This window comes from Clostridium disporicum, assembly GCF_001405015.1.
Lineage (GTDB): Bacteria > Bacillota > Clostridia > Clostridiales > Clostridiaceae > Clostridium > Clostridium disporicum_B.
On sequence record NZ_CYZX01000006.1, the window covers coordinates 122,376 to 141,331 of the forward strand.

Sequence of the window (18,956 nt, forward strand, 5' to 3'; positions counted from 1 at the left end):
AAATAAAAACAAAATTATTATTCGTAAAATTGTATAATGAAATTTTATTATAAGTAAATAATACTGTCAATGAAAAATGTAATTTTTTGATGAAATAGTAAATTATTAAATATTATGAGTTATTATATTGATAATTATTAAAGTATGAAGTAATAAATGAAGAAAGTATAGGAGTAAATAAAAATCGCGTTTCTAATCTAAAGCTATCCTAATATATGTTTATATAAATAAATGGTATAATATGGATGGTGATAAAGGGATAGAAAGGAGAGAAAGAGATGGAATTTCCGATGCATATTGTAGCTGCAGGGGCTTTGGTTACTAATGAGAGAGGAGAAGTTTTACTTGTAAAGAATCCTTATAGAGGATGGGAGTTTCCAGGAGGACAAATTGAAAATGGAGAAGATTTAATAGAAGGTGTTACTAGAGAGGTTTTTGAGGAATCAGGAATTATTATTAAGGTAGATAATCTTGTAGGGGTATATTCTAATACTAAATCGTATCTAGGGTGGGATAATGAGACAATAGTGCCTACTAAAGTTATTTTTGACTTTTTAGCAACTGCAGAAGGTGGAGCTTTAAAGTGTAGCGAAGAGAGTGTTGAAGTAGGTTGGTTTGAAAAAGATAAGGTTTTAAATATGATAACTGAACCGTGGTTACTTGATAGAGCTGAAGATATGTTAAAGTTTAATGGCGAAATAGTTTATAGGGTATATTCAAGTAGACCATATGAAATATTTAGAGAAACGAAGCTTTAGATAAAAATGATATGAATATTTCAGAAAAATATTTACAAAAGTGAATTGACAGTATATTACAAGGTATGTAATATAGATTATAAAGTAAATAGAAAATTGCTAGGGGTGCCTTTTGGCTGAGAGATAGCTTGCTATTAACCCTTGTACCTGATCTGGATAATACCAGCGGAGGAAAGCATCGTAATGTATTTAAATAACTAATAGTATTTTTATATATAAGCATAGCCATATTCTGTTGGAATATGGCTATTTTTTTATTCAAAGAATCCATTATGGTATCAGGGAAGTTTGATATTTACAATATTAAAACTAGGAGGAACAAAAATGAGAAATTACAAAATACCTACACTAACTATTGCAGGTTCAGATTCATCAGGAGGTGCAGGTGTACAAGCTGATTTAAAGACATTTAGTGCAATAGGGACTTATGGAATGAGCGTTATAACAGCAATAACTGCTCAAAATACACAAGGAGTATTTCTTGTGGAGGATTTAAGTGAAGAAGTTATAAGAAAGCAGATAGAAGTTGTGTTTGAAGATATTGAGCCAGCTGCTGTAAAAATAGGAATGGTATCTAGTCCAGTGATAATCTCTTCTATAGTAGAAACTTTAAAGAGGTATAATCCGAAATATTTAGTAGTTGACCCAGTTATGATATCTAAGAGTGGATATTATTTACTTAAACCAGAGGCTAAAAAGAGCTTAATAGAAGAGCTTATTCCAATGGCATATATAATAACACCAAATACCCTTGAGGCTGAAGAAATATCTGGGATGAATATAGAAACAGTAGATGATATGAGAGAAGTAGGAGAAAAAATATTAGAACTAGGACCTAAGTATGTTCTTATGAAAGGTGGACACTTAGAAGGAGATGCTGTTGATGTACTAATAGGTAAAGACACTTTTGAAATTTTTAAGCAAGAGAGATTAGATAGAAAAAATACTCATGGTACAGGTTGTACTTTATCATCTGCAATAACATCTCACTTAGCCTTAGGATATGACATAAAAGAAGCTGTTAGATTAAGCAAGGAGTATATAACTGAAGCAATAAGACACAGCTTTGATATAGGCAAAGGAGTAGGGCCAGTAAATCATTTTTATAAATTTGAGGATTAGTGAGGAATAGGCAATGTATGAATTAATTAATAAAGTAAAAGAAGTAAATCCGTTAGTATTACACTACACAAATGAAGTAACTATAAATGATTGTGCCAATATAACTTTAGCAATAGGGGCAAGTCCGTTAATGAGTTATTCGGATGAAGAGGTAGAAGAGATAGTAAGTATTGCAAGTGCTGTAGTAATAAATATTGGAACAATGAATTCATCTAGATTAGATTTGTTTATAAAGGCTGGAAAGGCTGCTAATAAATATAATAAGCCAGTAGTTTTAGATCCAGTAGGAGTGTTTGCTACAAAAACACGAACAGATTTTACAAATAATCTTTTAAATGAAATAAAGTTTGATGTAGTTAAAGGGAATATCGCTGAAATTAAATCTATTGGTGGACTTGATGTAAGAGGGCAAGGGGTAGATTCTTTTGATGACGGCGAGGATATCTCAGAGGTTATAAAAAAGGTTGCTAAAAAATTAGATACTATTGTTGTTGCAACAGGCAAGGTTGATTTTATAAGCGATGGATATAGAGTTATAAAAATAAATAATGGTACTACAAAGCTTAAAAGTATTACAGGTACTGGCTGTATGACAGGAAGCTTAATAGGTAGTTACTTAGGTACATTTGATACTTTAATGAAATTAGGACAAGTACTTAAAGATAAGAAAGTTGAAGCTGTAGCTATGGGGGTACTTACTATGGGATTAAGTGGAGAACTTGTGGACGTAAACAACATAGCTATAGGAAGTTTCAAGGAAAAATTAATGAATAATGTATATGAACTAAATGTAGATAAACTAAAGGAATTTGGGAGAGTTGAATAATATGAAGTTTACGGATGAATTATTTGAAGAAGTTAAGGAGCTATGGGATAGGTATTTAGAGCATCCTTTTGTAAAAGGAATTGGAGAAGGAACCTTGGATAAAGAGAAATTTAAAAAGTATCTTATACAAGATTATTTATATTTAAAGGATTATGCAAAAGTTTTTGCTCTTGGATTAGTTAAAGCAAAGACTATGAAAGAAATGAAGTTTTATAGTGATTCAATTAGAGGTACTTTAGAAGATGAAACACAAGTGCACACTAACTACTTAAGATATTTCGGATTAAGTGATGAAGCAGTAGAAAAGTATAGATGTGAACTTACAACAGCAAGCTATACAAGTTATATGTTAGCTATTGCATCTAAAGGAGGTTCAAAGGAGATAGCTATGACTATAATGCCCTGTACTTGGAGCTATTATTATATAGGAAAAAACCTTTATGATAGATATAAAGATACATTAGAAGATAATTTCTATAAGCCGTGGATTGAAGAATATTCATCTGAAGAATTTAAAGGATGTGCTGATGCATGGATAAATTATATTGATTATTTATGTGAAAATATATCTGAAAGTGAGAAGGAAGATTTAAAGGATATATTTATAAAATCAAGCCTTTATGAGATGGAATTTTGGAATATGGCTTATGAAGGATAATTTATTTATGGAGGAATAAATATGACAATTATTATAGGAATAGCAGCAGTTATTACATTTATACTATATTTTTTAGATTTAAAAAAGAATCCTATTAATACTAAGCAGATGGTTATAATTGCAATGGTAAGTGCAATATCATTTATCTTAAGTTTAATACAGTTTATTAAATATCCTCAAGATGGTGGAATATCACTATGCTCAATGATGCCTGTCATGGTTCTTTCATTGCTTTATGGAAGAACTGCAGGGCTTACAGGAGGAATTATATTTGGATTATTATCAATGCTTAATGGTGTATATGTAGTTCATCCAGTTCAATTTTTATTAGATTATATTTTGGCAAGGATGGTACTTGGACTAGCAGGTATCTTTGGAAATGATAATAAAGTTAAAGTTATATTAGGATCAGCATTTGCTGTTACTGTTTCAGTGTTTATAAGCTTTTTATCTGGGGTAGTATTCTTTGGGGAATTTGCACCAGCCGGTATGGGGGTAGTTTTATATTCATTCTTGTACAACTTTACAACAGCAGGAATAGAAGGAATATTATCGATAGGTGTAATTGCACTTATTCCGCTAGAAAGATTTAAGAAGCAGATTGCAAAAGATAGTAAGGCTGCGTAATAGAAGGAGCAATATATAATACCGGGGAGGAGTAAATTAATGAAAGAATTAAAATTATATCTTGTAACAGATTCAGATATCTTAAGAGATAGAGATTTTTACAAATCTATAGAAGCTGCACTTAAAGGCGGAGTTACCATGCTTCAGCTTAGAGAGAAAAATGCTTCTGGAAAAGAGTTTTTAAAGAAAGCTGTAAGGCTTAGAGAATTAACTAGAAAATATGATGTTAAATTTATTATTAATGATAGAGTCGATATAGCAATGCTTTGTGATGCAGATGGAGTACATGTTGGACAAAGTGATATTCCAGCAGATAAAGTAAGGCAGCTTTTAGGTCCTAATAAAATCATTGGAGTTTCAGCAAGAACGGTAGAGGAAGCAAGAACAGCAAAAGAAAATGGGGCTGATTATTTAGGGGTAGGTGCAATGTTTACTACAACAACTAAACTTGATGCAAAGGCTATTTCTATAGAAAAATTAATGGAGATAAAAGAAAATGTTAATCTACCTATAGTTGCAATAGGTGGCTTAAACTTAAATAATATAGAAATGCTTAAGCAATGTAATATCGATGGCTATGCAGTTGTATCTGCAATTCTTAAAGCAGAAGATATAAACACTGAATGTGAAAAATGGATAGATGCAATTAGTACTTAGAGTTAAATTAGGGATGAAAGATATAAGACATAAGATAGGAGAAGTGTGTATGGAGATAACAAAATCAAGTTTAAGTACAACTAAAAAGATTGTTTTAAGTGGAATATTAGTTTCTTTAGCTACAGTTCTTGGAACTTTTTCCATACCAATTTTGGGAGCTAAAGCATCACCGGTGCAGCACTTTATAAATGTAGTTACTGGAATAACATTAGGACCTGCATATGGAATGGGATGTGCTTTTATTTCATCACTATTAAGAAATATATTAGGTACAGGAAGTGTTCTGGCTTTTCCTGGAAGTATGATAGGTGCATTTTTAGCTGGAACTTTATATAAAAAATATCACAAAAGTGAGTTGGCAGTAATTGGAGAGGTTATTGGTACAGGAGTAATTGGTGCATTAGTAGCATATCCTTTAGCAGCTTTTGTACTTGGTAAGGAAGTAGCTATGTTTGTATATATAGTTCCATTTACTACAAGTTCCTTACTAGGAAGTATAATTGCATATATAGTTTTAAAACTGAAAGTAATAAGAAACTTCTTATAGATTAAATAAAAATCAAAATGTCATAAGTGCAGAGGAATATATAAATTTGCTACTGTAAAAGTATGGTTTATAATAGTAGGTTATAAGTGCCTGAATAGATATAAGATTCAGGCACTGATTTTAACTATTATAAAAGTGAATTTAAAAAATTAATATCATAGATAAATATAAATTACATATTTATACTCACATAGACTAAGAATCTATATGAGGTATATTTTTTTCAATTAATCTCATAAAAACGTCAGGGGTAACAATTCTCACTTTAGGATTTTTGTTTAATTTGGTTATTACATCATTAACATTATCCATAGTATTACTCCAAACATGTACGTAAACAAAAGTATATGAATTAGGGTTTTTAATATCGGTATATCCTAAATTTACTCGTGTATTAATGTTATTAATAAGTTCAGTTTCATCTTCTAAACCTCCCCAAAGTAAATCACGACAAGAGACTACAGGTTTATTATTTGACCAGACTATTTTTCCTTCATAACTATTGTTCTTATAATAATTAAGGTATAAAAGTCCATTTATATTAGAGTTATTTGTATATTTATCCCATAAATCTTTCTTGTAAAAAGCGTCATCATCAAGTATTAGAATATAATGTTGATCGACTATAGCCATATACTCGTTTAATCTTTTTGTATAATCACCAAGTTTTTCAAAAGGAAATTTACTAGGGTACATGTAGCCATTACCAGAAGCAGGAACAACAAAATTATCGGAATACTTTGAATGACTAGCAGATTTATAATATTTATCAAAAACTGTAGGAGCTAAATAATAAATTGAAGGACTAATTGACCATCCTAAATTGAAATTACCTCTATATGGAGAGCCGAACCAATTCTTTACACTATAATTGCTACCAAGTAGCCATTGTTGATTATCACCATCAGACATAATGAATGTAACATAGTGAACACCATCTTCATCAATAAACTCAGTATTTGATTTTTGAGTTTTAGGAGTGGAAGGATAAGAACTTAGAACAGAAAGGTTGTAAGACCAGTCTGCAGCTATAATATCTACTCCATACTTTGATGCAATTGATACATTGGTGTATTCATCAGGGCCCCATCCTAAGATATGACCACCATCATCCATAGAATTAAAGATAGTTTCTCTTAATGATGTATCACTTAAATTATCCTCATAAAAAATGAGGGATTTTGACATAATAGCATAATCTCTTAAAGATGTAAATTTATCGGATGGAAGTTCTATTACGATAGAATGATTTAAACCTGAATTCCATAAATTATTATATGCCCAATACTTATCTGTATTTATACAATCTTGTATTAAATTAGTTATTCCGTGTTTATTAATAATAGACTCAATAGATTCTTCAATAGCAATAGAATTTTTTAGCGAGGCTAGTGTACAAGCGTTATTTATTGATGGGGGTTTTACATTACTATAAAGTACATATCCATCAATATAAGAGTTAAATATATCTATTAGTTTCCATGGATCCTTGATAGTTTTATATTTTACATTATATATGGTCTTTAAATCTTTTAGCCAAATTTCGTAATCAGGTTCACTTGGGCTAAGAATGTAAATTTGTTTTTCAGATTTATTGGATATAAGACCTTGGAGTGTTGCAATCATGGTCTTTTCTTCATTCGTCATATTATCTTCAGATATAACATAAAGGTATTTAGGCATTTTATAATTTTTAATATAAGTATCAGTAATTGAATCATTAAAAAAATTATTACCAGAAATATTTAAATTACTTAAGCTATCTAAATTTAAATATTTAATATTTTCAATACAACTTATATCACTAGTTTTACGGAAGTTTCTTGGAAGTATTTTTGTATTTACCGAATCTTCTATAATATTGACATCTGACATAACAGTAGGAGAATATGTAAATAGTGTAAAAGAAAATAGAAAAGATATGAAGAGTAAAAAAGTTTTTTTAAACGACTTTATCATTTGTAAGGCCTCCATATTAATATGTTAACAATTATTATCGTTAATCAATATAGGATAATTTATTCAAAAAATTATAAATAAGTAATAGATACTTCGTGGTTATGCTAAATAGAATGTTTTGATATAAAATAAATATAGTACTCTAAGTAGAGAGATAGTCATATTATATAATGATAATATTTTTAGAAAGAGTTGGAGTATATGGATAAAGAGCATGAAGCAAATCTAAGTTATACTATATGTTATGCTTTGCGACATGAGCCGTGGAGATTTAACTTAGAATTAGATGAAAATGGTTTTTGCGAAGTGAATGATTTATTAAATAGTCTAAAGCTTTATTATGATGACATTACTATTTTAGATATTAAATATGTTGTTGAAAATGATCCTAAGGGAAGATTTGAATTAATAGAAAATAAAATAAGAGCTGTTTATGGACATTCATTTGAAAGAAAAATTATTTATAATGAGATTATTCCACCAGATATTTTATATCATGGAACAACTTTAGAAGTATATAATGAATTTATTTCAAAAGAAGGATTAAAGCATCAAAAAAGACAATACGTACACTTATCATCTACAGTAGAAACAGCTATTATGGTAGCGAGACGTAGAAAGAATAAAACTCATATAGTTTTAGAAATAAATGCTAGGGAAGCATATAAAGATGGAGTGAAATTTTATAAAGCAAGTGATGATATATATCTTTCAAATGATATTCCAGCTATATATTTAAAAATTAAAAATATATAAAATGAAGCCAATAGAATTTTTAGGAGTTTTATTGGCTTTAATTATAATATAATTTTATCATTATACTGTGGTTTAGGATTGCAATAAAAACAAAACAATATAAAACACATATAATATATAAGATTAATTATTTTAGGAACTATTATATGAAAAAGTCTAAAAGAGTTAAAAATAATTGTAAAGATAGTAGAAATTTAAATAGAAAATTAGCTAATGAAAAGAATGATTATAGTAAAGAAAAATCTTCTAGTAGTGACACCTCATCAAGTTCTACAGAAAGTAAAGTGAATTATGAAGAATTAATTGCACAAATAAATCAATTAAATTTATCATTTGATACATTATTAATTATATTAACAGCTATATTGTTAAATATATATTATGTTTATTATACTAGAACACAAGCTTTAGATACGCTTAATAATACTAAATACGCAGATTTGTTGATAGATGGTACAAAGTTACCAAGAATAACTAATGCGATGTTTCTGTATGCAACAGCAATTTTTTTAGAAATTAATTATAGTAATTATGAAAACTTAAATTCAGTACAAGGTGAAGAAAGAAATTGCAAGGAAATAAATAAAGCATATAGAGCATTTTTTTCGACACTTCTAGTTCTTATAGCAACAGCAATGAGCAGAAGTAATTTAGAGGTTTAAAAAACCTCTATTTTTAATTTATATACGTAATGTAAATAATGTTAAAGAATATTTAAGATATTTACTACACTTAAGCTCATTAATTTAGATTAATATGATTTAATTTGATGTTTTAAGGAATAATTATTATAGAGAGGATTTACTTGGAGGTTTTATATGGAATGGAATAATATTAAGACAAAGGATGATATATATAAGTTAATGAATGTGTTTGGAAACTTTCATGATAGCTGTATAAAGGAAATACATTATGTTAGTGGAGCTTATGTAAATGAAAATTTAGAGATGAATCCTATAAATAAAAGGCGCAATGTTACTGTAGTATTTCAGAGACAATTAAGTAACCCATCAGAAATTGAGGTTGTTTTTGAGAAAATAAGCAAGCTAAATTTGGCACCTGTAAATGAAAGATATGATTGTATAATTTTAGATTCATTCATGGATATTTTTGAAGGGGAAATATATTGGGCTGATAGTAAAAGTTTTGATATACATGATATAAGAGATTATGATGATTTTACATGGATATGTTCAGAAAATGTTAAATGGAGATGTATAAATTAGAGTATTTATATTAAAGAATTAATTTATATAAATAAATAAGTTTTTTATGAATAAGATTACTACAAAGAAATATGACTTATGCAAAGATTACGAATAAATGCAGAAGTCATATTTTTTATTTTTATGAAGGAATATTTTAAAATAAACTAAGTCTATAGACTAAAAATCTTTCTCTAGAGTCCTTAATAAAAAGTTCATCTATTTTAACTTCTTTAATAAGTGTGAAAGCTGTACAGCTTTCTAAGTAATATATGTAATCATCAGAAGGATAATATAAAACTATATCTACTACTCTATTACATTTTTCAATAGACTCTAAAATATTATCAACTATTTTCATAAATATTTGTATTGAAAAAGGGTTAAAGAAGTAAAATTTATTATCTTTTTCAGACACTATATAGTTTTCAGCAAAATCATTTACAAAATTAATTTTACCTATAGATTTTTTGTGATTAAGTAAATAAGAGTTTGTATTTGATAAACAATCATTATAGAAATTCTTATCCATTTCTACACCTGTAACATTAGAATTAAAAAAATGATTTATATAAAATAATAATCTGCCTTTTCCACAACCATAATCAACAATATAATCAGAGTCACATACTTTATACTCTTTAAATAAAAGTTCAAGTGCTGAATATGGTGTTGCCTCGTATCTATTATAGTGAAGTGATTGGTGAAAATTCTTTTGTTCTTTCTTTGTTTCGATATTTAATAATCTTTCGTAATCCTGTTCTATCATAGTATTTCCTTTCGTAATAGTAGTTTTTCTACTGTTTATATAATGAAAATAACCATATATATAATAACATTAGAATAAGGTAAATATAAATAGTATATTTAATTCTGTGAATATAATTTGAAAAATATGAATTACTAGATATACAATAATTTATTATATATTGCAATATAATTTCAGTAATGGAAAATTAAATAAAAAACAAACAATATTAAGGTTATGTGGTATAATTTACAGGATAAGAACTCAAAAGGAGAAAGATATGAGAAGTGAAAAATCTTATAAATGGACAATTATAGCTTGTTATATAGGATATTTTGTACAAGCTACAGTAATAAATTTAGTACCAATATTGTTTGTAACGTTAAGAGAAGGTTATGGGTTATCTTATTCTCAGTTAGGTGCGTTAGTACTTATAAATTTTGTTACCCAAGTAATATTTGATGTAGTATTTAGTAGGCCTGTTGATAAATATGGGTTTAGACCATTTGTTGTAGTTGCTCATGGAATATGTGCATTAGGGTTAATATTATTTTCTATAACTCCAAGGGTATTTAGTGAAAATATTTTCGCAGGCTTTGTGCTTTCTACTATAATATTTTCAGGAGGGGGAGGACTTTTAGAACTAGTTATTAGTCCGATTATTGATTCTATACCATCAGATGATAAGGCAACGGCAATGAGTTTGTTACATTCATTCTATGCATGGGGACAAGTAACGGTTGTTGTTATAACATCTATTTTTTTATTTTCTTTTGGAAAAGAAAAATGGTGGATTATTATGATGATTTGGGCAATAGTTCCTATAGTAAATTTCTTTATATTTATGAGAGTGCCATTAACTCAAAAATTACACGAATCTAAAATTATGAAGATAAGAGAACTTATAAAAAATCCTATTTTTATAGTTGCTTTTTTTGCAATAATGTTAGGTGCTGCATCAGAAGTTAGTATGAATCAGTGGGCAGCGACTTATATGGAAAGAGGACTTTTAATACCTAAGTTTGTAGGAGATATGTTAGGTATGTGCTTCTTTGCAATTATGTTAGGAATAGGTAGAGCTATATATGGAGTATATGGTTCTAGAATAAATATAAATAAGGTGATGATTTGGGGATCGCTAGGAGCAGCGATATGTTATTTAGTAGTAGCTATATCACCGTATAATTGGTTATCTATTATAGCCTGTGGAATTTGTGGAATATTTGTAAGTTTATTATGGCCAGGAACGTTAGTAGTGGCATCAAGCAGGTTACCATTAGCTGGAGCTTCCATGTTTGCATTACTTGCTGCAGCAGGAGATGTTGGAGCAGCTATAGGGCCTTGGCTTATTGGTAGAGTTACTGATTTTACAACTAGTAATTGGACATCTTCTGCTAGTTATTCAATTAATTCTGAACAATTTGGATTAAGAGTAGCTATACTTTTAGCTGCAGTGTTTCCAATATTGACAATGATTTTTCACAGTATATTAAAGAATATTAAAGTAAAACAGAAAAGTTATGAATGTGAGAAGATAAGTTACGGAGAATAAATGAGCGATTAAGCTAAAAAGCTACAAATAATAATTTAATGTGATTTAAAACACTCTAAATATAATATTTAAAAAGTTATCTTATTAGTTCAAGATAACTTTTTATTTTTAAAAATAAAATATTTGATTATCAAAATAAATTCTGATATTATATCTGTATTGTAATTTTTACATAAGCTATAAAGAACCTCATTAATGGGGTTACTTATATTGAAGGGTGGTAAAAAAGATGAGAAACAAAGGAATTATTTTATTTTTATCAATTATTTTATCAATTGTCTTAGGAGTTACTTCGTTATATACTCCAAGACCTAAAAGTGAAGACAGTGGATTTTCTACAGAAATTGCAAAGGAGCATATAAAAGAGATTTCTAAGGAAGTTCATAGTATACAAGAACCAGAGGCCCTAGGAAGAGTTAGAGAGTATATATTAAATGAGTTAAAAGAATTGGGATTAGAACCAGAAGTATTTACATATGAAGGTGTAGAAAGTTCTAAAGGTGGTATATATGACATAAATAATATATATGCTAAAATTGATGGAAAAAATGGAGAAGATGGAAGTTATATTATGCTAGCATCTCACTATGATTCATCGCCTAAGAAGAGGTCAGGAGAGGATGGAGAGTCAAAAGGAGCAGCAGATGCCGGATATGGTGTATCTACTATCTTAGAAATAGTTAGAATTATAAAAGAAAGTGGACAAGAATTAGAAAATGGTATAAAGATATTAATTACTGATGGTGAAGAAATGGGGCTTATGGGGGCAAAGGAAGAGATGAATAATAACTTTGACCTATATGAGAATGTTAACTTTGTAGTTAATTTAGAAGCACGTGGAATTAAAGGACCAGCTTTGATGTTTGAAACTAGTAACAATAATAAAAAGGTTATAGATTTATACAAGAAGGCTAATTTACCAGTATCATACTCTTTAGCTGCTGATGTATATAATAAGATGCCTAACGGTTCAGACTTTACAGAGTTTAAAAATGCAGGTTTACCTGGAATAAATTTTGCTGTATTGAATGACTTAGATTATTATCATACAAAGAATGATAATTACGATAATATAAGTGATACATCTATCCAACATTATGGAGAACAAGTACTACCTATAGTACAAGAATATGTATACAACGCAAAATATGGACAAGCTGATTATTTTCAATCTAATCAAAATAGTGTGTTCTTTACCTTATTACCAAATGTATTTATAAATTATACTTCACTTATAGCTACTATACTTGCGGTAATTTCATTAATAGCCTTAGTAGTTATTATGAGAAACTTAAAAGTAAACGCTAAGATGGTAGTAAAATGGATAGCTGTTTGGACAGGATTAGCATTAGCTAGTACAGCAATAGGTATAGCAATATCTTACATAATTTCAATGGTAAGTGGTATTGAATTTAAAATAACGTATATGCCTAGAATTACAGGTTCAGATTTCATTGTTTTAATGGCTGTAATTTTAACTTCTGTTTTAGTGGTACTATTATCAAAGAAATTAGCTAAAAATAGAGAAGATTTAGAGTCTATGCTGTTTGGGGGACTTTGGTTTAATGAGTTTTTATTAGTAATATTTATGATAGCCCTTCCAGGGGGAAGCTACTTGTTCTTATGGCCAGTAATTATGACTCTTATCTCTATAATTTTAACTAAGAAATTTAAAAATCAAAATATGTTATTAATAGCTACTATGTTTACTATAGTTATGTATGTACCTGTAATTTACAATATTTACATTGCGTTAACTATTGGGGCATTAGGAGTAGTCATGTTATTAACATTAATGTCTCTATCAACTATAGTACCATTAGCTCTTAATGTATCTATGGAGAAGGAGAATGTTATTAGAAATATATATAGAAAAGTTGCATAGATAAAATATAGATGGGTATGTATCAAAATAATTTTTGATACATACCCATTAAAATTAAATTTAGCCTACAGAAACTTCATTTTTAGAATCAATATACTTTAAATTATCTGAAGTTTTTAAATTTCTCATTTCAATGTTATATAACATATTTACATCTTAGTATGAAATATATGCAACTTAGTATAAAAGCATTGTAGTGTAATAATAGAAGTCATATACTTAAAATATGGAAAAATTATAGAGGGGGCTTTAAATGAGAATAATTATAAATGAATCGGAAGATATAGAGGAATTAGAAATAGTAGTTAATTGTAAGAGAGTAGATGAAAATTTGCTTAAAATGATAGCTACAATTAGAGCCTTCGATAGAAAGATAACTGGAACAAAGGATGGGAAATTATTCATTTTAGATGTAGACCACATTTACTATTTTGAATCAGTTGATAAAAAGACTTTTATTTATCTTCATAAAGATGTTTATGAGAGTAGTTTAAGATTATATGAATTAGAGGATAAGTTTGCCAATTCGGATTTCTTTAGAGCATCTAAATCAACTATTATAAATCTTTCTAAAATAAAAGTTATTACTCCTGTATTTGGAGGAAAGCTAGAAGTTATTTTGGAAAATAACGAAAAATTAGTAGTATCAAGGCAATATGTGCCTTTATTAAAGAGAAAGCTTAATTTTTAAGGAGGTGTATTATTATGAGAACATTCTTCATTAATAGTTATGAGATAAAGAAGTTATGCTGTTTGTTTTTTGCAGGTGAAGTTATAATGTATGCTTTAATAGGACCATTTATTGGTGCTGATAGTATATCGTTTTCTCTTATATGGCAAATGGCTGCAATATCAATATTGTTAACTATGCTGCAATATGTATTATATACTTTTAATTTTATGAATAAGGTAAAAAGGGAAGTTAAAGTATTAATTCATTATTTTATATTAATAGGATTAGGATATGGATTCGCAAAAGTTTTTAATTGGTTTAATTTAAATGATTTAAATAATATCATTATAGCAGTTAGTATTTTTACTGTATGCTTTATAATAACAGCTGGCTCTATTTACATTTATACAAAGCTTACTGGTGAAAGATTTAATGAAAGGTTGAAGGTATATAAGGAATTAAAAAAAAGTAATGAAGGTGAGGGAAATTAGATGTATGCTATTGAAACGAAAAGTTTAACAAAAAGTTATGGGAAAAGTAGAGGTATAGTAGATGTTAATTTAAAAGTTAAAGAAGGAGAAATTTTTGGATTTGTAGGACCTAATGGAGCGGGTAAATCTACTACTATAAGAACATTATTAAATTTTATCTTTCCAACATCAGGAGAAGGTAAAATTTTAGGGAAAGATATTGTAAAGAAAAGTTCAGAAATAAAAAAGATTCTAGGATATGTACCTAGTGAAGTTAAGTTTTATGACGATATAAAGGTTAAAGATATAATAAAGTACTCATCAAGCTTTTATAATTCTTGTAGTAAGGAAGAAATAACTAGGCTTTGTGAAAATCTTGAGGTAGAAGTTGAAAAGAAAATGGGAGAGTTAAGTTTAGGCAATAAAAAGAAGGTTGCTATAGTACAAGCTCTTATTCATAACCCTAAATTACTTATATTAGATGAACCAACAAATGGATTAGATCCACTTATTCAAAAAAAGCTATTTGAAATTTTATTAGAGCAAAATAAGAAGGGAACTACAGTATTTTTATCTTCTCATAATTTAGTAGAGGTTGAAAATTTCTGTCACCGAGTTGCAGTTATTAAAGAAGGTAGAATTATTGATACTATTGAGATAGATAAGCTAACTAAAAATCTAGGATTAAAAGTTACTATAGAAGCTAAGGGAATAAAGAGAGAGGATATAGAAAGCTTAGGAGGAGAAGTTATATCTTTAAAAGGTACTGAGTTTATATTTAATTATTCAAATGGTGCAGATGATCTTATAAAAGCCTTATCAAAATTTTATATAGATAAGATTTTAATTCATGAACAAAGTCTTGAAGATACTTTTATGAACTATTATGAAAATGAAGGGGGAAAATAACCATGAATATTTTTAAATTTGAATTTAAGAGGCAATTTAAATCTCTTATAATTTGGTCTATTGTATGTAGTGCATTAGTTATAATGTTTATGGCTCTTTTTCCTAGTATGAAGGATATGGGAATGCAAGAACTTGTCGGAGATAAGTTAGGTGCGATGCCTTCTACTCTATTGGAAGCTTTTAATATAGATGAAATGATGGATTTTTCAAATATTAAAGATTATATGGGGTATTGTCTTCAATATATAGTGATGGCAGCAGGAATATATGGGTTAATATTAGGAGCATCAGCTTTAAGTAAGGAAGAAAAAGATGGGACAATAGAATTCCTTTATTCAAAACCTATAACTAGAAATAAAATAGTTACCTCAAAGCTTTTAGCATCTATAGTAATTATCTTTATATTCATTTTTATAATTGGATTAGTAACGATGGCAATAGGTATAATAGTAAAACCAGAGGATATAAAGACTATAGATTTATTGATGGATATTAAGATTATGTATATTGGAATGGCTATGCTTTCTTATACATTTATGTCAATAGGATTTTTATTATCAATGATAATAAAAGCAAGAACTAATGTTACAGCAGTAGCTTTAGGAGTGTTTTTTGCAAGTTACTTTGTAGGTGTATTAGGAAAGTTAAAGGAGTCTTTTGAATGGCTAATATATTTTTCTCCTACAGATTATTTTATACCAGCTAAGATATTTAAAGATGGATTTGAACTTAGATATGTAATTGTAGCAACTGTTTTAATATTAGTGAGTATTGTTGGAACTTATATAATTTATAATAAGAAGGATTTAGGCTAAGTAGTAAAATTAATAGCTACGATATAAAATCTAAAAGTTTTTAAAATGTAATAATAAAAATTTAAATATTAACTAAAAAATTATATCCCAATGATATGCAAAAAAATACGTATCATTGGGGTATGTTATTTTAAGGAAATTTTAAGAATTTCGATAGCTTATATTTAAGATTTTATATTTATAATCATTATTATCATGAAAAATGGAGGAAAAGTAATGAAGGTTTTAGAGGTAAATAATTTAAAAAAGACCATTGGCAAGAGAGAAATCATTAAAGGTGTAAGCTTTGAAATAAATTCAGGAGAAATTTTTGGCTTCTTAGGTCCTAATGGGGCTGGTAAGACTACTACAATAAGAATGCTTGTAGGTTTAATTAAACCTACAGATGGAGAAATTAAAATATGTGGACATGATTTAAAAAAGAATACAAGCAAGGCATTAAAAGAAGTTGGTGCTGTAGTTGAAAATCCTGAGTTATATAAATATTTATCAGGAAGAGAAAATTTAATGCAGATAGCAAGAATAAGAAAAATATCTAAGGAGCAAGTAGAGGAAACTATAAAGCTTGTTGGACTTGAAAATAGGATAGATGATAAAGTAAGAAAGTATTCATTAGGTATGAAGCAAAGATTAGGATTAGCAGCTTCACTTTTATCAAGACCTAAGCTTCTAATTTTAGATGAGCCTACAAATGGATTAGACCCTTCAGGAATATTAGATTTTAGAGAGGTAGTTCAAAAGGCTGCTAGAGAAAGAGATATGGCTGTATTTGTATCTTCTCATATTTTATCTGAAGTTCAGAATCTTTGTGATAAGGTTGCTTTTATTAATGATGGTGTGATTAAAGCTGTAGAGGATATTAATAAAGAAAGCAATACAATGGAAACAGATAGTGATGTAGTATGTTTAGTTTCTAATGATGATAACAATATTTTAGTTAAGGAAATAAGCAAGTTATCTTATATTTCATCATGTAATGAAAGTGATAAAGGATTAAAGATAATAATGGAATGTAACTCCACTCCTAAACTAGTTAAACATTTAGCTATGAATAACTTTAGTATTGAAGAAATTTATAAAGAAAGAAAAGGGCTAGAGCAGAGATATATGGAACTAGTAGAGGGAGGTATAAGATAATGTTACTTACACTTATTAAAAATGAACTTATTAAATTATTAAAAAAGGGAAAGACATGGATAGTATTTGCGCTGTTTGCTTTGTTTATAGGAATTACAATCTTTGGGCAATATAGCTCAGATAAGAATATGAGGATGTGGCAGTCTCCAGAGAAACAATTGGAGATGGCAAAAGAGAACTTAGATTACTACAAAGAGGAGCTTGAATTAAATAAAAATTCTGATGTAAATCCAGAGTATATAGCATCTTTGGAGGAATCAATAGAATATTCTAAAGAGCAGATAAAGAGTTATGAAGATATAATTAAAAATGGTGTAAATGAAGATGAATGGAAAAAGCAATTAGATGAAGAAATAGAATATGCCAAAGAATCTATAATAAGATATGAGAAGTATGATGATGAATGGTCAAAGCAGTACGCTATGGAATCAAAAGAAAGATTAGAGCAATTAACGTATCTTAGAGATAATAATATTCAACCACTTTATGGATGGGAATATGATGCATATAATTATATGAGTTCACTAATGCAGTTTTTAGGAATGGCTATATTAGTAGCTGGTATAGCTGTATTTATGAGTGATATAGTATCAGGAGAATGCACTCCTGCAACATTAAAGTTTTTACTAATTCAGCCTGTAACTAGAGGAAAAGTGTTACTATCAAAATTTATAGCAGTTACTATAACTGTTCTTACGATGATTTTAGGAGCAGAAATTTTAGGATTCTTATTTGTTAATATAACTAGTGGAGTTAATAATTCTGCATACCCAGTAAGTATTGGAACAGTTTATGAAAAGATAATAAATGCTGATGGAACAACTATATTATCAAAAGTTGTAGGTTCAGGACATATGGGAACAAACTTAGAGTTATTTACAAAAGCTATGTTATTCCAAGCATTATTTATAATAACAGCGTGTGCAGTTATCTTTATGATTTCTACATTAATAAAAAGTAGTATGATAACTATGGCGATTTCAGTAGTAGTTACAGTATTCTTAACTATAGGAAGTTATAACCTGTCAGCATTAAGAAAAATAGCACATTTAGTATTTTTAAACTTTGGGGACTCAATAAGTGTATTCACAGGAAGCAGTGCTATGATGATGCAAAATCCAAATATGACAGTAACAAATGGAGTAATAGTAATGATAGCAACAACATTAGTTGCATATTTAATAGCACATATTAATTTTAGTAAAAAAGATATATTAATATAGTAATAAGGAGTTGTTTTGAGACAACTCCTTTAGTTTTGGTTAAATGTGGAGTGTGTTTGAAATTATTGTGTATATAGTTGAAAATAGGAATTTTTATAGTAGAATAAAATGTAGAGTTTTTTAGGGGTAGGAGGTGAGAAGTTATAAGTTTTTTTAGATTTAATAAAAAGATAATAGCGTTGCTATTGGCTTTTTATTTGATTATTAATATTTTTACCAATATACAGTACTCAATATTAAATGAAAATCACAATTGCTTAAGAGGTCATTGTGAAATTTGTATTAATATTGAAAAGAGTGCAGAAAATTTGCAGCATTTTGGATCAGCACTTATAATCTTCTCTCTTATGAAATCTATAGGATTAGATTTTATCCAATATCTTGTAAGAAAAACTAAATATTTTCTTAATAGCATCACATTAATTAGTT

General features: G+C 28.3%; 20 protein-coding genes and 1 riboswitch. Of the genes, 18 read left to right on the forward strand and 2 right to left on the reverse strand.

Annotation, left to right across the window (positions count from 1 at the left end):
* Positions 1-278: 278 nt before the first annotated feature.
* The 7 genes from ARA56_RS05590 (at position 279) to thiW (ending at position 5,195) form a co-directional block, all read left to right on the forward strand.
* Positions 279-758 (forward strand): NUDIX hydrolase, encoded by a 480-nt coding sequence (locus ARA56_RS05590; RefSeq protein ID WP_055264670.1) that lies wholly within the window; start codon positions 279-281, stop codon positions 756-758.
* Between the two features lie 91 nt (positions 759-849).
* Positions 850-949, forward strand: a riboswitch (TPP riboswitch).
* A gap of 133 nt (positions 950-1,082) precedes the next feature.
* On the forward strand, positions 1,083-1,880 hold the full coding sequence (gene thiD / locus ARA56_RS05595; RefSeq protein WP_055264671.1) for a bifunctional hydroxymethylpyrimidine kinase/phosphomethylpyrimidine kinase: 798 nt from the start codon (positions 1,083-1,085) through the stop codon (positions 1,878-1,880).
* Between the two features lie 13 nt (positions 1,881-1,893).
* Positions 1,894-2,706, forward strand: coding sequence for a hydroxyethylthiazole kinase (gene thiM / locus ARA56_RS05600; RefSeq protein WP_055264672.1), 813 nt, complete (start codon positions 1,894-1,896; stop codon positions 2,704-2,706).
* A 1-nt stretch (position 2,707) separates the two neighbouring features.
* A complete protein-coding gene (tenA, locus tag ARA56_RS05605; protein WP_055264673.1) occupies positions 2,708-3,364 on the forward strand; it encodes a thiaminase II in 657 nt (218 codons plus the stop codon).
* 21 nt (positions 3,365-3,385) lie between these two features.
* Positions 3,386-3,991, forward strand: coding sequence for an energy-coupled thiamine transporter ThiT (gene thiT, locus ARA56_RS05610; protein WP_055264674.1), 606 nt, complete (start codon positions 3,386-3,388; stop codon positions 3,989-3,991).
* A 39-nt stretch (positions 3,992-4,030) separates the two neighbouring features.
* Positions 4,031-4,648, forward strand: coding sequence for a thiamine phosphate synthase (gene thiE / locus ARA56_RS05615; protein WP_055264675.1), 618 nt, complete (start codon positions 4,031-4,033; stop codon positions 4,646-4,648).
* A 49-nt stretch (positions 4,649-4,697) separates the two neighbouring features.
* Entirely contained in the window at positions 4,698-5,195 is a 498-nt protein-coding gene (gene thiW, locus ARA56_RS05620) for an energy coupling factor transporter S component ThiW (protein ID WP_055264718.1), read from the forward strand.
* A 195-nt stretch (positions 5,196-5,390) separates the two neighbouring features.
* Here the strand turns inward: thiW and ARA56_RS05625 are convergent, their stop codons facing one another.
* Positions 5,391-7,154 carry a GxGYxYP domain-containing protein gene (locus ARA56_RS05625; RefSeq protein WP_055264676.1) on the reverse strand — a complete coding sequence of 588 codons (1,764 nt, stop codon included), beginning with the start codon at positions 7,152-7,154 and terminating at the stop codon, positions 5,391-5,393.
* 201 nt (positions 7,155-7,355) lie between these two features.
* Here ARA56_RS05625 and ARA56_RS05630 point away from each other — a divergent pair, with 201 nt between their 5' ends.
* From ARA56_RS05630 to ARA56_RS05640, 3 genes are all read left to right on the forward strand, one after another.
* Positions 7,356-7,910, forward strand: coding sequence for an RNA 2'-phosphotransferase (locus ARA56_RS05630; RefSeq protein ID WP_055264677.1), 555 nt, complete (start codon positions 7,356-7,358; stop codon positions 7,908-7,910).
* A gap of 146 nt (positions 7,911-8,056) precedes the next feature.
* Positions 8,057-8,572, forward strand: coding sequence for a hypothetical protein (locus tag ARA56_RS05635; protein ID WP_055264678.1), 516 nt, complete (start codon positions 8,057-8,059; stop codon positions 8,570-8,572).
* A 156-nt stretch (positions 8,573-8,728) separates the two neighbouring features.
* The gene (locus ARA56_RS05640) at positions 8,729-9,136 is read left to right on the forward strand and encodes a hypothetical protein (protein WP_055264679.1); all 408 of its coding nucleotides are present in this window, start codon (positions 8,729-8,731) and stop codon (positions 9,134-9,136) included.
* A 136-nt stretch (positions 9,137-9,272) separates the two neighbouring features.
* Here the strand turns inward: ARA56_RS05640 and ARA56_RS05645 are convergent, their stop codons facing one another.
* On the reverse strand, positions 9,273-9,884 hold the full coding sequence (locus tag ARA56_RS05645) for a class I SAM-dependent methyltransferase (RefSeq protein WP_055264680.1): 612 nt from the start codon (positions 9,882-9,884) through the stop codon (positions 9,273-9,275).
* A 259-nt stretch (positions 9,885-10,143) separates the two neighbouring features.
* Between ARA56_RS05645 and ARA56_RS05650 the strand changes: the two genes are divergently transcribed.
* The 8 genes from ARA56_RS05650 (at position 10,144) to ARA56_RS05685 (ending at position 18,527) form a co-directional block, all read left to right on the forward strand.
* Entirely contained in the window at positions 10,144-11,415 is a 1,272-nt protein-coding gene (locus tag ARA56_RS05650) for an MFS transporter (RefSeq protein ID WP_055264681.1), read from the forward strand.
* Positions 11,416-11,644: 229 nt separating this feature from the next.
* Entirely contained in the window at positions 11,645-13,300 is a 1,656-nt protein-coding gene (locus ARA56_RS05655; RefSeq protein WP_055264682.1) for a M28 family peptidase, read from the forward strand.
* Between the two features lie 253 nt (positions 13,301-13,553).
* On the forward strand, positions 13,554-13,991 hold the full coding sequence (locus ARA56_RS05660) for a LytTR family DNA-binding domain-containing protein (RefSeq protein WP_055264683.1): 438 nt from the start codon (positions 13,554-13,556) through the stop codon (positions 13,989-13,991).
* 14 nt (positions 13,992-14,005) lie between these two features.
* Positions 14,006-14,464: a DUF3021 family protein gene (locus ARA56_RS05665; RefSeq protein ID WP_055264684.1), complete on the forward strand. Its 459-nt coding sequence runs from the start codon at positions 14,006-14,008 to the stop codon at positions 14,462-14,464.
* Positions 14,465-15,352 (forward strand): ABC transporter ATP-binding protein, encoded by an 888-nt coding sequence (locus tag ARA56_RS05670; RefSeq protein ID WP_055264685.1) that lies wholly within the window; start codon positions 14,465-14,467, stop codon positions 15,350-15,352.
* 2 nt (positions 15,353-15,354) lie between these two features.
* Complete coding sequence (locus ARA56_RS05675) at positions 15,355-16,167, forward strand: ABC transporter permease subunit (RefSeq protein ID WP_055264686.1); 813 nt, start codon at positions 15,355-15,357, stop codon at positions 16,165-16,167.
* 216 nt (positions 16,168-16,383) lie between these two features.
* Positions 16,384-17,304, forward strand: a complete 921-nt coding sequence (locus tag ARA56_RS05680; RefSeq protein ID WP_055264687.1) for an ABC transporter ATP-binding protein — start codon at positions 16,384-16,386, stop codon at positions 17,302-17,304.
* Positions 17,304-18,527: an ABC transporter permease subunit gene (locus tag ARA56_RS05685; protein ID WP_055264688.1), complete on the forward strand. Its 1,224-nt coding sequence runs from the start codon at positions 17,304-17,306 to the stop codon at positions 18,525-18,527. The genes ARA56_RS05680 and ARA56_RS05685 overlap by 1 nt, the downstream gene beginning before the upstream one ends.
* Positions 18,528-18,956: the final 429 nt, after the last annotated feature.

Bases quoted from the DNA above. Each gene is read 5' to 3' on its own strand.
- thiE (WP_055264675.1), top strand. From the start codon at position 4,031: ATGAAAGAATTAAAATTATATCTTGTAACAGATTCAGATATCTTAAGA.
- ARA56_RS05655 (WP_055264682.1), top strand. From the start codon at position 11,645: ATGAGAAACAAAGGAATTATTTTATTTTTATCAATTATTTTATCAATT.
- ARA56_RS05630 (WP_055264677.1), top strand. From the start codon at position 7,356: ATGGATAAAGAGCATGAAGCAAATCTAAGTTATACTATATGTTATGCT.
- ARA56_RS05665 (WP_055264684.1), top strand. From the start codon at position 14,006: ATGAGAACATTCTTCATTAATAGTTATGAGATAAAGAAGTTATGCTGT.
- ARA56_RS05650 (WP_055264681.1), top strand. From the start codon at position 10,144: ATGAGAAGTGAAAAATCTTATAAATGGACAATTATAGCTTGTTATATA.
- thiM (WP_055264672.1), top strand. From the start codon at position 1,894: ATGTATGAATTAATTAATAAAGTAAAAGAAGTAAATCCGTTAGTATTA.
- ARA56_RS05645 (WP_055264680.1), bottom strand. From the start codon at position 9,884: ATGATAGAACAGGATTACGAAAGATTATTAAATATCGAAACAAAGAAA.
- thiD (WP_055264671.1), top strand. From the start codon at position 1,083: ATGAGAAATTACAAAATACCTACACTAACTATTGCAGGTTCAGATTCA.
- ARA56_RS05660 (WP_055264683.1), top strand. From the start codon at position 13,554: ATGAGAATAATTATAAATGAATCGGAAGATATAGAGGAATTAGAAATA.
- ARA56_RS05640 (WP_055264679.1), top strand. From the start codon at position 8,729: ATGGAATGGAATAATATTAAGACAAAGGATGATATATATAAGTTAATG.
- ARA56_RS05590 (WP_055264670.1), top strand. From the start codon at position 279: ATGGAATTTCCGATGCATATTGTAGCTGCAGGGGCTTTGGTTACTAAT.
- ARA56_RS05670 (WP_055264685.1), top strand. From the start codon at position 14,465: ATGTATGCTATTGAAACGAAAAGTTTAACAAAAAGTTATGGGAAAAGT.
- ARA56_RS05635 (WP_055264678.1), top strand. From the start codon at position 8,057: ATGAAAAAGTCTAAAAGAGTTAAAAATAATTGTAAAGATAGTAGAAAT.
- thiW (WP_055264718.1), top strand. From the start codon at position 4,698: ATGGAGATAACAAAATCAAGTTTAAGTACAACTAAAAAGATTGTTTTA.
- tenA (WP_055264673.1), top strand. From the start codon at position 2,708: ATGAAGTTTACGGATGAATTATTTGAAGAAGTTAAGGAGCTATGGGAT.
- thiT (WP_055264674.1), top strand. From the start codon at position 3,386: ATGACAATTATTATAGGAATAGCAGCAGTTATTACATTTATACTATAT.
- ARA56_RS05680 (WP_055264687.1), top strand. From the start codon at position 16,384: ATGAAGGTTTTAGAGGTAAATAATTTAAAAAAGACCATTGGCAAGAGA.
- ARA56_RS05625 (WP_055264676.1), bottom strand. From the start codon at position 7,154: ATGATAAAGTCGTTTAAAAAAACTTTTTTACTCTTCATATCTTTTCTA.
- ARA56_RS05675 (WP_055264686.1), top strand. From the start codon at position 15,355: ATGAATATTTTTAAATTTGAATTTAAGAGGCAATTTAAATCTCTTATA.
- ARA56_RS05685 (WP_055264688.1), top strand. From the start codon at position 17,304: ATGTTACTTACACTTATTAAAAATGAACTTATTAAATTATTAAAAAAG.